The following is a 14,404-nucleotide window of genomic DNA, read 5'->3' on the forward strand; positions in this document are numbered from 1 at the left end:
TGTTCAGATTGTTGACTCACGCAACGGCTTAGCCATCCCCTTTCTATTTTCAATTGAGGTGAAACATGAGACTGATTCCTTTAGCGACACCAACCCAGGTGGGAAAATGGGCCGCCCGACATATTGTTAATCGTATCAATGCGTTTAACCCGACGGCGGATAAACCTTTTGTCCTGGGTCTGCCAACCGGCGGTACGCCACTGGAAGCGTACAAACACCTGATTGATATGCACAAAGCGGGCCAGGTCAGTTTTAAAAACGTCGTGACATTCAATATGGATGAATATGTTGGCCTGCCAAAAGAGCATCCTGAGAGCTATCACAGCTTCATGTATCGAAATTTCTTCGATCACGTTGATATTCAACCGGAAAATATCAACCTGCTGAATGGTAATGCCCCCGATATTGACGCAGAATGTCGTCAGTACGAAGAGAAAATTCGCGCGCTGGGTAAAATTCACCTGTTCATGGGCGGCGTCGGCAACGACGGTCATATCGCCTTTAACGAACCGGCTTCCTCTCTCGCTTCCCGTACCCGCATTAAAACCCTGACCCATGACACCCGCGTGGCGAACTCCCGCTTCTTTAACGGTGACGTTGATCAGGTGCCTAAATATGCGCTGACGGTCGGCGTCGGAACGCTGCTGGATGCAGAGGAAGTGATGATTCTGGTTACCGGCCATGTTAAAGCGCAGGCATTACAGGCGGCGGTTGAAGGCAACGTTAATCATATGTGGACCATCAGCTGCCTGCAGCTGCACGCGAAATCGGTGGTAGTGTGTGATGAGCCGGCCACCATGGAATTGAAAGTGAAAACCGTGAAATATTTCCGCGAAATGGAAGCGGAAAATATGAAAGGCGTGTAACAGAACATTGTCATGCCCTGCTGTTACGCTGAGTGACAGCAGGCCAGGACGGGAGAAGAGAGATGTACGCATTAGTTAACGGTCGAATCTACAGTGGCCATGAGGTTCTGGATAATTACGCGGTGGTGGTTGCCGATGGGCGTATAGCGCGCGTCTGTCCGCGTGAAGCGCTCCCGGCGGATATGGAGCAGCGGGATATGGCAGGGGCAAATATTGCGCCAGGCTTTATCGATCTCCAGCTCAATGGCTGCGGTGGCGTGCAATTCAATGACAGCCTTGAGGCGCTCAGCATTGAAACGCTGGAAACGATGCAGCGCGCCAATGAAAAGTCTGGCTGCACCAGCTTTTTGCCGACGCTGATAACCAGCAGCGACGCCCTGATGAAGCGGGCGATTGAAACCATGCGCGCCTACCTGCAGAAACATCAGAATCAGGCGCTGGGTCTGCATCTGGAAGGGCCCTGGCTGAGCAAAGCGAAAAAAGGCACCCACGATCCGGCGCTGATTCGCCTGCCGGATGCCGCGATGGTGCAGTACCTGTGTGACAACGCGGACGTCATCACCAAAGTCACGCTTGCCCCTGAAAATGCGGGTAGCGATGTGATTCGTCAATTGACTGATGCCGGGATTATTGTCTCAGCCGGTCACTCGAATGCGACCTATGAAGAGGCTAAAGCGGGCTTTTCTGCTGGTGTGAGTTTCGCGACGCACCTCTACAACGCCATGCCCACCTTTGCCGGACGTGAACCCGGGCTTATCGGTGCGCTGTTTGATTCGCCTGATGTATACTGCGGCATTATTGCGGACGGTTTACATGTACATTACGCTAACGTGCGCAATGCAAAACGCATCAAAGGCGACAAACTGGTGCTGGTCACGGATGCCACTGCACCGGCTGGCGCGGACATAAGCGAGTTTATTTTTGCAGGCAAAACAATCTATTATCGCGATGGGCTCTGTGTCGACGAAAACGGCACATTAAGTGGTTCTGCCCTGACGATGATTGAAGCGGTACAAAACAGCGTTGAGCATGCAGGGATCGCACTGGACGAAGCGTTGCGCATGGCAACACTCTACCCGGCACGGGCGATGGGCGTGGAAAGGCAGTCAGGCTCGATCGAAGCAGGAAAAATCGCGAACCTGACTGTGTTTACGCGCGACTTTAAAATCATAAAGACGTTTGTCAACGGAGACGACGTCCTGAGCGAGTAAGCACTGAATGACCACTGGCGGCCAGTCACAAATAGGAAATGTCGATCTTGTTAAGCAACTCAATAGCGCAGCGGTTTACCGGCTGATTGATCAACAGGGGCCGATATCGCGCATTCAGATTGCCGAACTTAGCCAGCTCGCGCCCGCCAGCGTCACCAAAATTACCCGTCAGTTGATTGAGCGCGGCCTGATCAAAGAGGTAGACCAGCAGGCGTCTACCGGTGGTCGCCGCGCCATCTCCATCATCACTGAAACCCGCCATTTCCATACCATCGGCGTCCGCCTCGGACGCAACGACGCCACCCTGACTCTGTTTGACCTCAGCGGTAAATCGCTGGCGCAGGAAGATTATGCGCTGCCGGAACGCACCCAGGAGACGCTGGAACATGCGCTGTTTAACGCCATCAGCAGCTTCATTGAGCAGCACCAGCGTAAAATTCGCGAGCTGATCGCGATTTCAGTGATCCTGCCGGGGCTGGTTGATCCGATTAACGGCGTGATCCGCTATATGCCACACATCTCTGTCAGCCGCTGGCCGCTGGTCGCCAGCCTGAAAAAACGTTTTAACGTTACCAGTTTTGTGGGTCATGATATTCGCAGCCTGGCGCTGGCCGAGCACTATTTCGGTGCAAGCCGCGACTGTGCTGACTCAATTCTGGTGCGTTTACACCGGGGCACGGGCGCCGGCATTATTGCCAACGGCCATATTTTTCTCGGCAGCAACGGCAACGTTGGCGAGATCGGCCATATTCAGGTCGACCCGCTTGGCGAGCGCTGTCACTGCGGCAACTTTGGCTGCCTTGAGACTATTGCCGCCAACGGCGCCATTGAAAATCGGGTACGGCATCTGCTGAATCAGGGCTATCCCAGCGTACTGACGCTGGAGGCGTGCCAGATATCCCACATCTGCAAAGCGGCCAATCAGGGTGATGCACTGGCCTGCGAAGTGGTTGAGTACGTTGGCCGTTATCTTGGCAAAGCTATCGCGATTGCAATCAACCTGTTTAATCCGCAAAAAGTGGTGCTGGCGGGTGAGATCACTGAAGCAGAAAAAGTGCTGCTGCCCGCGATTGAGGGCTGCATTAATACTCAGGCATTAGAGGCCTTCCGTAAAAATCTGCCGGTCGTGCGTTCCACCCTGGATCATCGTTCCGCTATTGGCGCCTTTGCGCTCGCTAAACGTGCCATGCTTAACGGCATTCTGCTGCAACATCTTCTGGAAGACTAAGAGCCTATCCCAGTAGGCGTAATTGGTGCAGGCAGTCTGGACACGGACAGCGCGGAACAACCGGAGCGTACACGTAGTACGTGAGGATTGTGAGCACTGCCCAGGTTCAGAATGACAAATTAAATAGCCTAATGGGATAGGCTCTAAGCTAACCCGCTGCTGTGGCGGGCCATATCGGATCTGACTATGACCATTAAAAGCGTAATTTGTGATATCGATGGCGTGCTGATGCACGACAACACGGCCGTTCCCGGCGCACAGGAGTTTTTACAGCGCATTCTGGCCAAAGAGATGCCGCTGGTGGTGCTGACGAACTATCCCTCGCAAACCGAGCAGGATCTGGCAAACCGCTTTGCCTCGGCCGGTGTCGAGGTGCCCGACTCCGTTTTCTATACCTCCGCAATGGCAACCGCCGACTTCCTGCGCCGTCAGGAGGGCAAAAAGGCGTATGTGATTGGTGAGGGCGCACTGATTCATGAACTCTACAAAGCGGGCTTTACCATTACCGATGTGAATCCCGATTTTGTCATTGTCGGAGAGACGCGCTCGTTTAACTGGGACATGATGCATAAAGCGGCTTTCTTCGTGGCTAATGGCGCCCGCTTTATTGCCACCAACCCGGATACTCATGCGCGCGGTTTTATTCCTGCCTGTGGCGCACTCTGTGCGGGTATTGAGAAGATATCAGGCCGTCGCCCGTTTGTTGTCGGCAAGCCCAGCCCCTACATTATGCGCGCCGCGCTGAACAAAATGCAGGCCCACTCGGAAGAGACCGTGATTGTCGGTGACAATCTGCGAACCGATATTCTGGCCGGTTTTCAGGCGGGTCTGGAGACGGTGCTGGTGCTCTCCGGCGTCTCGACGCTGAGTGATATCGATGCCATGCCGTTCCGTCCGGACTGGATCTACCCTTCTGTGGCCGATATCGACCTGTTCTGATTCATTTCTCTTATGACGCATCCGGCTAATCTGTGATGCGTCCCCCCTTTTTGCGCTATATCTCCCACTTTTACTGCCTGATTTCTGCTCACAAAAGCTAATTTATTGCCGATCCATCAAAGAAAAGGCTTTAAAATTATCGTTTATTCAATTTTATTGCCATGCAAGCAATCTTTTTATCAGTAAATCACGATTCCTCTTGCATTGAATGCACCAAATAGCGCATTTTCTTATGTATCACGCAGCATCAGGCTGCCGGACAAACGCAAAAGATAACATCGCCGTAAGGTGAGCTCAGGAGTCAGTTATGTGTTCAATTTTTGGTGTGCTGGATCTGAAAACCGATCCTGTTGAGCTGCGCAAAAAAGCGCTGGAATGTTCACGCTTAATGCGTCATCGCGGCCCGGACTGGTCAGGCGTCTACGCCGATGACCATGCTATTCTGGCGCATGAACGTCTCTCAATTGTTGACGTTAACAATGGCGCACAGCCGCTATACAACGCCGATCACACCCACGTACTGGCAGTTAACGGCGAAATTTATAACCACCAGGCACTGCGCGCTGAACTCAGTGATCGCTACGCGTTTCAGACCGGTTCTGACTGTGAAGTGATTCTGGCGCTCTATCAGGAGAAAGGTGTCGATTTCCTCGATGAGCTGGAAGGCATGTTCGCCTTTATCCTCTATGACACCGTTAAAAAAACGTACCTGATTGGTCGCGACCACATCGGCATCATCCCGCTCTATATGGGTAACGATGAGCATGGCAACCTGTTTGTTGCTTCAGAAATGAAAGCGCTGGTACCTGCCTGCCGTTCAATCAAAGAGTTCCCGCCGGGGAGCTACCTCTCCAGCACCGATGGCGAGATCCGCCGTTACTATCAGCGCGACTGGATGGAATATAAAAACGTTGAGCACAACACCACCGACGCCGCTGGCCTGAAACATGCGCTGGAAGAGTCCGTGAAAAGCCACCTGATGTCAGATGTGCCTTACGGCGTGCTGCTGTCAGGCGGTCTGGACTCTTCCATCATTTCAGCCGTGACCAAGCGTTACGCGGCGAAGCGGGTTGAAGATCAGGATAAAAGTGATGCGTGGTGGCCACAGCTGCACTCCTTCGCGGTAGGGCTGGAAGGTTCACCCGACTTAAAAGCGGCGAAATCGGTGGCGGAGCATCTGGGCACCGTACACCATGAAATTCATTTCACCGTGCAGGAAGGTCTGGATGCCATTCGCGATGTGATTTATCACATTGAAACCTATGACGTCACCACCATTCGTGCCTCTACGCCAATGTACTTAATGTCGCGTAAAATTAAAGCGATGGGCATTAAGATGGTGCTGTCGGGCGAAGGCGCAGATGAAGTCTTCGGCGGCTATCTCTATTTCCACAAGGCGCCAAACGCCAAAGAGTTCCACGAAGAAAACGTTCGTAAACTGCAGGCGCTGCATATGTTCGACTGCGCCCGTGCCAACAAAGCGATGTCCGCCTGGGGCGTTGAAGCCCGCGTACCGTTCCTGGATAAAAAATTCCTGGATGTGGCGATGCGTATTAACCCGGCCGATAAAATGTGTGGCAGCAACGGTAAAATGGAGAAGCACATTCTGCGTGAATGTTTCTCCTCTTACCTGCCGGAGAGCGTGGCGTGGCGTCAGAAAGAGCAGTTCTCGGATGGCGTGGGTTACAGCTGGATCGACTCACTGAAAGAAGTGGCTGCGAAGCAAATCAGCGATCAGCAGCTGGCTACCGCTCACTTCCGCTTCCCGTTCAACACGCCGGGTTCGAAAGAAGCCTATCTCTATCGTGAGATCTTTGAAGAGCTGTTCCCGCTGGCGAGCGCGGCAGAGTGTGTGCCCGGCGGTCCATCGGTCGCCTGTTCTTCTGCCAAAGCGATTGAATGGGATGAAGCGTTTAAAAACATGGACGATCCCTCTGGTCGTGCCGTGGGTGTGCATCAGTCAGCCTATAAATAAGCCGGCAGAAAGCAACCAGAATGGGCACGTTGTGGCCCATTTTTTTTACGATTAGCGTTGTATTCACTGAAAAATTGCCGAATAAACATCCAGGCTGGTTATAAGCCAGTCAAACAGCGATTATCTGGCAAAAAACGGTAAAAAAATTGTTGACGCTGTCTGGTCAACTCCGCATAATGCGCCCCGCAACGCCGATGAAGGTAACGCGAAAAAAAGATGGCTACGTAGCTCAGCTGGTTAGAGCACAGCACTCATAATGCTGGGGTCACAGGTTCGATTCCCGTCGTAGCCACCATCTTTTTTTGCGGGAGTGGCGAAATTGGTAGACGCACCAGATTTAGGTTCTGGCGCCGCAAGGTGTGCGAGTTCAAGTCTCGCCTCCCGCACCATTTCATTATTCGGCAGCGTGGATGGGATATCGCCAAGCGGTAAGGCACCGGTTTTTGATACCGGCATTCCCTGGTTCGAATCCAGGTATCCCAGCCAATTTCGATGATTCTCGAGGCTGAGAACGGACGAATGGGATATCGCCAAGCGGTAAGGCACCGGTTTTTGATACCGGCATTCCCTGGTTCGAATCCAGGTATCCCAGCCATCATTGAAATGCAGTACAATTTGGCTACGTAGCTCAGCTGGTTAGAGCACAGCACTCATAATGCTGGGGTCACAGGTTCGATTCCCGTCGTAGCCACCATATAATTGGGGTGTCGCCAAGCGGTAAGGCACTGGTTTCTGATACCAGCATTCCGGGGTTCGAATCCCTGCACCCCAGCCATACAAAAGACAATTTGAAAAACACCATTATTGGGGTGTCGCCAAGCGGTAAGGCACTGGTTTCTGATACCAGCATTCCGGGGTTCGAATCCCTGCACCCCAGCCAAATTGCACAACCTGGCCCGCTTTTGCGGGCTTTGTTGTTTTTGTCGTTCCCCTTCCTGATTGCAGGCCCGCCGTGCGGCGAGCCAACATGCGCAATCTGCTATAACCCCAGCGCGTAGCGCAATACCTGCCGCTTCAGTACCCCGGAATGTTCGGCGGCAATCAATCCGAGATTACGTGCAAACCGCAGCGGTGCCAGCTGATTGCTGAAGGCAAAATAGAACAGATCCATACCGCCCTGCATCAGCATATTGTCTTTACGACGTTGCCGGTGATAGCGCTGCAATACGCGCTCGGATGCCCAATCCTCCGCCGCACCGCGTGCGCTGACCAGCACATTAATCAACGCATCAATATCGCGATAGCCCAGATTCACGCCCTGCCCGGCCAGCGGATTAATGGTATGCGCGGCATCACCGACCAGCGCCAGTCCTGGCAGGACATACCGTGAAGCGTGACGCCGTACCAGCGGGAAGCCGCCAGCCGCATGGGCTTTAAAACGTCCCAGCCGCGCCGGGAAGTGGCTGGCTATCTCTTTTTCCAGCTGGGCCATCGGCATCGCCTGTAGCTGGCGGACTCTTGCAGGCGCGTCATACCAGACCAGCGAGGCCCGGTTGCCATACAGCGGTAAAAAGGCGCGCGGTCCCTGAGGCGTAAAGTGCTGCCAGGTCGCATCGCCTGCCGGATGTTCGCAGGTCACGCTGATCAGTAAACAGGATTGCGCATAGCTCCAGCCATGAATACCGATCCCGGCCATCTGTCGCACCTGAGAGTTCGCGCCATCAGCCCCAACCACCAGGCGGGCGTGTAAGGCAACGCCGTCGTTGAGGTCGATGCGCCAGCCGCCATTTTCTGGCTGCAGGTTCTCCAGTGTGGCCGGGCAATAGCAGGTCACGCCCAGCGACTGCATCTCCTCCCATAGCGCCCGCTGAAGCACGCTGTTCTCGACCATAAAGCCCAGCTCGGGCAGCCCCAGCGAGGCCGCATCAAAACTCACCTGCGCCGTCTGCCACTCCCAGGTTTCCAGCCTGCGATAGGGCGCGCTGCGCATCGCCTCTACCCGTGGCCAGACGTTGAGCTGCTTCAGCAACCCCACCGAGGATGACCCAATCGCCGAAATTCGCAGATCGGGATCGCTGTCGGCATCAAAAGGCGCGGGTTCGGCACGCTCAATGACCGCAACGCGAAAATGTTGCTGCGTCAGTCCACAGGCCAGCGCCGCACCGACCATGCCACCGCCAACAATCACTACATCAAACTGATTATCCTGCATTGCTTATGTCCCTCTCTTATTCCCGCCAGCCTGCGCAACACGGGTCTGAATAAAGCAAAGTGTACCGGAAAACCGGATTGCTGGCAGAAAAGCCCTGAGGCTGGTCACAACAGCATCAAAGCATTACAATACGCGCCCCGCACTTCACTGCACTGAATCAATGGTTAGCGCGATGACAAAAAAACTGCATATCAAAACCTGGGGATGTCAGATGAATGAGTATGATTCATCCAAGATGTCTGATCTGCTGAACAGTACGCACGGCTATACGCTGACCGAGGTTCCTGAAGAGGCGGATATTCTGCTGCTTAACACCTGTTCTATTCGTGAGAAAGCGCAGGAGAAGGTATTCCACCTGCTGGGACGCTGGAGAAAACTCAAAGAGCGCAACCCGGATGTGATTATCGGCGTGGGCGGCTGCGTGGCGTCGCAGGAAGGGGATCATATCCGCCAGCGTGCGCCCTGCGTGGATATCGTTTTTGGTCCGCAGACACTGCACCGCCTGCCGGAGATGATCAACACCGTGCGCGGCACCAAAAGCCCGGTGGTCGACATCAGCTTCCCGGAAATCGAGAAATTTGATCGCCTGCCGGAACCGCGCGCAGACGGCCCGACGGCCTTTGTCTCCATCATGGAAGGCTGCAACAAATATTGTACTTTCTGCGTGGTGCCTTACACCCGTGGCGAGGAAGTGAGCCGTCCCAGCGATGACATTCTGCTGGAGATCGCTCAGCTGGCGGCGCAGGGCGTGCGTGAAGTTAACCTGCTTGGCCAGAACGTTAACGCCTATCGTGGTGCCACCTTTGATGGTGAAATCTGTACCTTCGCTGAGCTGCTGCGCCTGGTCGCCGCCATCGACGGTATCGACCGCATTCGCTTCACCACCAGCCACCCGATTGAGTTCACCGATGACATTATCGAGGTCTACCGCGATACGCCGGAACTGGTGAGCTTCCTGCACCTGCCGGTTCAGAGTGGATCAGACCGTATTCTGACGCTGATGAAGCGTGCTCATACCGCGCTGGAGTATAAGTCGATTATCCGCAAGCTGCGCGCGGCGCGCCCGGATATTGAGATCAGCTCTGACTTTATCATTGGTTTCCCCGGTGAAACTCAGCAGGATTTCGAGCAGACCATGAAGCTTATCGCCGAGATCAATTTCGACGTCAGCTTCAGCTTTATCTACTCTGCCCGTCCCGGCACGCCCGCCGCTGACCTGCCGGATGATGTCAGCGAAGAGGAGAAAAAGCAGCGTCTGTGGATCCTGCAGGACCGCATTAACCAGCAGGCGCAGGCGATCAGTCGCCGCATGGTGGGCACAGTGCAGCGTATTCTGGTGGAAGGCATCTCCCGCAAGAACGTGATGGAAGTCTCTGGCCGCACCGAAAATAACCGCGTAGTAAATTTCGAAGGCTCGCCTGAAATGATCGGCCGCTTTGTGGATGTTGAGATTGTCGATGTCTACACCAACTCGCTGCGCGGCAAACTGGTGCGTACTGAAGAAGAGATGGGGCTGCGCATGGCGGAAAGCCCAGCGTCCGTGATCGCCCGTACCCGTAAAGAAAATGAAATCGGCGTGAGTCTGTTCCAGCCGTGATGCCTGCTTTACTGTGCGGCAGCGCGCATCGCGTTGCCGCCAATTTCACTTTGCACCACTTGCTTTCTGAAAGTGTCGCCCAAATATCTCTCCATAAGCTTGCGCCCAGGCGTTACGGCATAAATAATTTCGTTATGGTGCATCCGGTTAAGTTTAACGGTGCGTCAGACACATCCCATAACTGGCCCTGAGTGACCCAAAGGATTCGTTTGAATATCGAAACTCGTGAAATCGCCCTTGAACCGGCTGATAACCGTCGTCTGATGAGCCTGTGTGGGCCTTTCGACGATAATGTAAAACAGCTTGAACGTCGTCTGGGCATTGAGATCAATCGTCGCGACAACGTTTTTAAGCTGTCAGGACGTCCACTTTGCGTGAATGCCGCAGCAGATATTCTGAAAACCCTCTATGTCGATACCGCGCCTGTGCGTGGCGACATCCCGGATATCGAGCCTGATCAGATTCACCTGGCGATCAAAGAGAGCCGGGTACTGGAGCAAACCGCTGAGAGCGTGCCGGAGTATGGTAAAGCGGTCAATATCAAGACCAAACGCGGTGTGATCAAGCCGCGCACTCCAAACCAGGCCCAGTACATCGCTAATGTGCTCGACCACGATATCACCTTTGGTGTCGGCCCGGCGGGTACCGGTAAAACCTATCTGGCGGTAGCCGCGGCAGTGGATGCGCTGGAGCGTCAGGAGATTCGCCGCATCATGCTGACCCGCCCTGCCGTCGAAGCGGGTGAAAAGCTGGGCTTTCTGCCAGGCGATCTGAGCCAGAAAGTCGACCCTTATCTGCGTCCGCTCTACGATGCGCTGTTCGAAATGCTCGGCTTCGAGCGGGTGGAAAAGCTGATGGAGCGCAACGTCATTGAAGTCGCCCCGCTGGCCTACATGCGTGGTCGTACCCTGAACGATGCGTTTATCATTCTTGATGAGAGCCAGAACACCACCATCGAGCAGATGAAAATGTTCCTGACGCGTATCGGCTTTAACTCTAAAGCGGTGATTACCGGCGACGTTACCCAGATTGACCTGCCGCGTCACGTCAAGTCAGGCCTGCGTCATGCCATTGAGGTGCTGGCGGACGTTGAAGAGATCAGCTTCAACTTCTTCCACAGCGAAGATGTGGTGCGCCATCCGGTAGTTGCCCGCATTGTCACCGCCTATGAAGCCTGGGAAGCGGCCGATCAGACCCGTCGTGACCAGCAGGCCGAAGAGCGTAAACGTGAAGCACTGGCTGCACAGAGCGCCACGCAGGAGAGCAAATGAGCGAGGTGATTCTCGACCTGCAGGTCGCCTGTGACAACACCGCTGACCTGCCTGATGAAAGCCAGTTTCATCGCTGGCTGTCAGCGGCTGTCACCCCTTTTCAGCCGGAAAGCGAAGTTACGGTGCGTCTGGTTGATGAAGCGGAGAGTCATGAGCTTAATCTGACTTATCGCGGCAAAGACAAGCCGACCAACGTCCTCTCTTTCCCGTTTGAAGCACCGCCGGGCATTGAGCTGCCGCTGCTGGGCGATCTGATCATCTGCCGCCAGGTCGTTGAGCAGGAAGCCGCTGAACAGGGTAAAAGCGCTGAAGCCCACTGGGCACATATGGTGGTACACGGCACGCTGCATCTGCTGGGTTACGACCATATTGAAGACGACGAAGCGGACGAGATGGAAGGGCTGGAGACCGAGATAATGCTTGCTCTTGGGTATCCTGATCCGTACATTTCGGAGAAAGAAGACGCCTGAATCCTGAATTCAGTCAATCCTGCTGTCAGTACAGGTTACTGACAGCACCCATTCCTCACCAGAGAGATCTTTAAAAACCGCCATGAGCGACGACCATTCTCAAAACAGCGATGCACCCAGTAGTAAAAAGGGATTTTTCTCCCTGTTGATCAACCAACTCTTTCACGGTGAACCAAAAAGCCGTGATGAGCTACTGGAGCTGATCCGCGACTCGAATAACAAAGAGCTGATTGACCAGGACACCCGCGACATGCTCGAAGGGGTACTGGATATTGCGGAGCAGCGCGTGCGTGACATCATGATCCCGCGCTCGCAAATGATCACCCTGAAACGTAATCAGAGCCTCGAAGAGTGTCTGGATGTCATTATCGAATCCGCCCATTCTCGTTTCCCGGTGATCAGCGAAGATAAAGATCATGTGGAAGGGATTCTGATGGCGAAAGATCTGCTGCCGTTTATGAGCAGCGAATCTGAGCCTTTCAGCATTGAGAAAGTGCTGCGTCCTGCGGTGGTTGTGCCTGAAAGTAAGCGTGTCGACCGGATGCTGAAAGAGTTCCGCTCCCAGCGTTACCACATGGCGATCGTCATTGATGAGTTTGGCGGTGTCTCCGGTCTGGTGACCATTGAAGACATCCTGGAGCTGATCGTCGGTGAAATTGAAGATGAGTATGACGACGAAGAAGATCGTGATATCCGTCAGCTCAACCGTCACACCTTTACCGTGCGTGCACTGACTGCCATTGAAGATTTCAACGAGGTGTTTGGCACCCAGTTCAGTGACGATGAAGTCGACACCATCGGTGGTCTGGTGATGCAGGGCTTCGGTCATCTGCCCGCTCGCGGTGAAAGCATCGAGATTGAGGGTTACCAGTTCAAGGTGGCGATGGCTGACAGCCGCCGCATCATCCAGGTTCACGTGACTATTCCGGAAAATTCGCCACAACCTCAACTGGAAGACGAATAAGTCTATGGCTTTAGCCTCACTCTACCCGCGTCAGCGGGTTCGCCTGCTGCTGGCTTTAATAACGGGTGCACTTGGCACCCTCGCCTTTTCTCCCTACGATTTCTGGCCCGCCGCACTACTCTCGCTGTGCGGCTTACAGCTGCTGACTCTTAACCGCTCCAGCCCGCAGGCCAGCGCCATTGGGTTTGTCTGGGGTTTAGGTCTGTTCGGCAGTGGCATCAACTGGGTTTATGTCAGTGTCGCCACCTTTGGCGGCATGCCTGGCCCGGTCAATGTCTTTATCGTGGCGCTGCTGGCGGCTTATCTGGCGATCTACCCGGCGCTGTTTGCCGGCGTACTGAATCGCATCTGGCCGCGAACGACGCTGTGGCGACTGGCGCTGGCGGCACCGGCATTGTGGCAGATCACCGAGTTTCTGCGCGGCTGGGTGCTGACCGGCTTTCCGTGGCTGCAGTTTGGTTACAGCCAGATCGATGGCCCGTTAAAAGGCCTGGCCCCGCTGGCGGGCGTAGAGACGCTGACCTTCCTGCTGATGGTGGTTGCTGGCCTGCTGGCTTATGCCCTGCAACAGCGCAACGTCAGAAGTCTGGTGGCGGCGCTGCTGCTGCTGGCATTGCCATGGCCGTTGCGCTACATCCAGTGGGTTCAGCCGATGCCCGAGCGGGCCGTCGAGGTGGCGCTGGTGCAGGGAAACATCCCGCAATCGATGAAGTGGGATCCGCAGCAGCTGCTCACTACCCTGCGCATTTACAACGGTCTTAGTCAGCCGCTGATGGGCAAAGCGCCGATTATTATCTGGCCTGAATCGGCAATTACCGATCTGGAGAGTAATCAGCAGCCGTTCCTGCGTTCGCTGGATGACGAACTGCGTGAGCGCGGCAGTTCGCTGATCACCGGCATTGTGGACTCCCGGCTGGAGCAGAACCGATATCACGATTACAACACCGTAATCGTGCTGGGCGGTAAAGCGCCGTACAACTACTTCAGCGGCAATCGTTACCAGAAGAATCACCTGGTGCCGTTTGGCGAATTTGTGCCGCTGGCCGATCTGCTGCGTCCGCTGGCCCCGTTCTTCGATCTGCCGATGTCGGCATTCAGTCGTGGCAACTACCTCCAGCCGCAACTCAGCGTGGCGGGCTATAACCTGACCAGCGCCATCTGTTATGAGATCGTGCTGGGTGAACAGGTGCGGGCCAACTTCCATCCCGACACCAACTTCCTGTTGACCGTTTCGAACGATGCCTGGTTTGGTCACTCTATCGGCCCATGGCAGCACTTCCAGATGGCGAGGATGCGTGCGCTGGAACTGGGACGTCCGCTGTTGCGCAGCACCAATAATGGTGTGACGGCGGTGGTCAATGCCAGTGGTGATGTGGAAGCCATGCTGCCGCAGTTTACCCGCGATGTGCTGACCAGCAAGGTTACGCCAACGCAGGGAGAAACCCCGTATGCGCGGGCTGGCATCTGGCCAGTTTGGTCACTGACGCTGCTGGCGGCGGTGATAGCACTCCTGCGTCGGCGTCGATAACCTCCCCTCCTGTGCTCACTGAAGGCGAAGCACGTGCTTCGCCTTTTTCATGGTGACTCTCCGGTTTTTTTCACTCCCCACGCCGCACACTCTGCTGTCTTTCTAACCCATAACCTCTTTCTGGCACGATGATTGCAAAATGTTTCACTGCTTTTCGCAAACAGGCTGATTGCAGGCGCTGATGCCGGGCGGGTTGCACCAAA

General features: G+C 54.8%; 11 protein-coding genes and 7 tRNA genes. 17 read left to right on the forward strand and 1 reads right to left on the reverse strand.

Translation table 11 applies throughout. From position 1 onward, the window contains the following. Window positions 1-65: 65 nt before the first annotated feature. The 12 genes from nagB to OK409_RS09125 all read left to right on the forward strand — a co-directional run bounded on the left by nagB (window position 66) and on the right by OK409_RS09125 (window position 7,099). A complete protein-coding gene (nagB, locus tag OK409_RS09070) occupies window positions 66-866 on the forward strand; it encodes a glucosamine-6-phosphate deaminase (RefSeq protein ID WP_010260676.1) in 801 nt (266 codons plus the stop codon). Window positions 867-928: 62 nt separating this feature from the next. Next, window positions 929-2,077, forward strand: a complete 1,149-nt coding sequence (gene nagA / locus OK409_RS09075; RefSeq protein WP_264366995.1) for an N-acetylglucosamine-6-phosphate deacetylase — start codon at window positions 929-931, stop codon at window positions 2,075-2,077. Window positions 2,078-2,084: 7 nt separating this feature from the next. Then, window positions 2,085-3,305 (forward strand): DNA-binding transcriptional regulator NagC, encoded by a 1,221-nt coding sequence (gene nagC / locus OK409_RS09080; protein WP_022626048.1) that lies wholly within the window; start codon window positions 2,085-2,087, stop codon window positions 3,303-3,305. Window positions 3,306-3,491: 186 nt separating this feature from the next. After that, window positions 3,492-4,244, forward strand: coding sequence for an HAD-IIA family hydrolase (locus OK409_RS09085; RefSeq protein WP_010260664.1), 753 nt, complete (start codon window positions 3,492-3,494; stop codon window positions 4,242-4,244). Between the two features lie 307 nt (window positions 4,245-4,551). Then, entirely contained in the window at window positions 4,552-6,219 is a 1,668-nt protein-coding gene (gene asnB, locus OK409_RS09090) for an asparagine synthase B (RefSeq protein WP_264366996.1), read from the forward strand. A gap of 218 nt (window positions 6,220-6,437) precedes the next feature. Continuing rightward, window positions 6,438-6,514 (forward strand) — tRNA-Met (locus OK409_RS09095). 9 nt (window positions 6,515-6,523) lie between these two features. Next, window positions 6,524-6,608, forward strand: a tRNA-Leu gene (locus OK409_RS09100). Between the two features lie 22 nt (window positions 6,609-6,630). Next, window positions 6,631-6,705: transfer RNA gene (locus OK409_RS09105), tRNA-Gln, on the forward strand. Window positions 6,706-6,739: 34 nt separating this feature from the next. Further along, window positions 6,740-6,814, forward strand: a tRNA-Gln gene (locus tag OK409_RS09110). Between the two features lie 22 nt (window positions 6,815-6,836). Beyond that, a tRNA-Met gene (locus OK409_RS09115) sits at window positions 6,837-6,913 on the forward strand. Between the two features lie 6 nt (window positions 6,914-6,919). Further along, window positions 6,920-6,994, forward strand: a tRNA-Gln gene (locus OK409_RS09120). 30 nt (window positions 6,995-7,024) lie between these two features. Continuing rightward, a tRNA-Gln gene (locus tag OK409_RS09125) sits at window positions 7,025-7,099 on the forward strand. Between the two features lie 99 nt (window positions 7,100-7,198). Here OK409_RS09125 and ubiF read toward each other — a convergent pair. Then, the gene (gene ubiF / locus OK409_RS09130; RefSeq protein ID WP_022626049.1) at window positions 7,199-8,371 is read right to left on the reverse strand and encodes a 3-demethoxyubiquinol 3-hydroxylase; all 1,173 of its coding nucleotides are present in this window, start codon (window positions 8,369-8,371) and stop codon (window positions 7,199-7,201) included. Between the two features lie 172 nt (window positions 8,372-8,543). On the opposite strand from ubiF, the gene miaB reads away from it, so the two are divergent. From miaB to lnt, 5 genes are all read left to right on the forward strand, one after another. Beyond that, window positions 8,544-9,968 carry a tRNA (N6-isopentenyl adenosine(37)-C2)-methylthiotransferase MiaB gene (gene miaB, locus OK409_RS09135; protein ID WP_010258951.1) on the forward strand — a complete coding sequence of 475 codons (1,425 nt, stop codon included), beginning with the start codon at window positions 8,544-8,546 and terminating at the stop codon, window positions 9,966-9,968. Window positions 9,969-10,177: 209 nt separating this feature from the next. Continuing rightward, on the forward strand, window positions 10,178-11,239 hold the full coding sequence (locus OK409_RS09140) for a PhoH family protein (RefSeq protein WP_010258952.1): 1,062 nt from the start codon (window positions 10,178-10,180) through the stop codon (window positions 11,237-11,239). After that, complete coding sequence (gene ybeY / locus OK409_RS09145; RefSeq protein ID WP_022626053.1) at window positions 11,236-11,709, forward strand: rRNA maturation RNase YbeY; 474 nt, start codon at window positions 11,236-11,238, stop codon at window positions 11,707-11,709. Before OK409_RS09140 ends, ybeY begins: the two co-directional genes overlap by 4 nt. 82 nt (window positions 11,710-11,791) lie before the next feature. Next, window positions 11,792-12,673 (forward strand): CNNM family magnesium/cobalt transport protein CorC, encoded by an 882-nt coding sequence (gene corC, locus OK409_RS09150; protein WP_008925004.1) that lies wholly within the window; start codon window positions 11,792-11,794, stop codon window positions 12,671-12,673. A 4-nt stretch (window positions 12,674-12,677) separates the two neighbouring features. Further along, complete coding sequence (lnt, locus tag OK409_RS09155) at window positions 12,678-14,201, forward strand: apolipoprotein N-acyltransferase (protein WP_010258955.1); 1,524 nt, start codon at window positions 12,678-12,680, stop codon at window positions 14,199-14,201. The last annotated feature ends 203 nt before the right edge of the window (window positions 14,202-14,404 follow it).

This window comes from Pantoea sp. RG18 (assembly GCF_025910075.1).
GTDB lineage: Bacteria > Pseudomonadota > Gammaproteobacteria > Enterobacterales > Enterobacteriaceae > Pantoea > Pantoea agglomerans.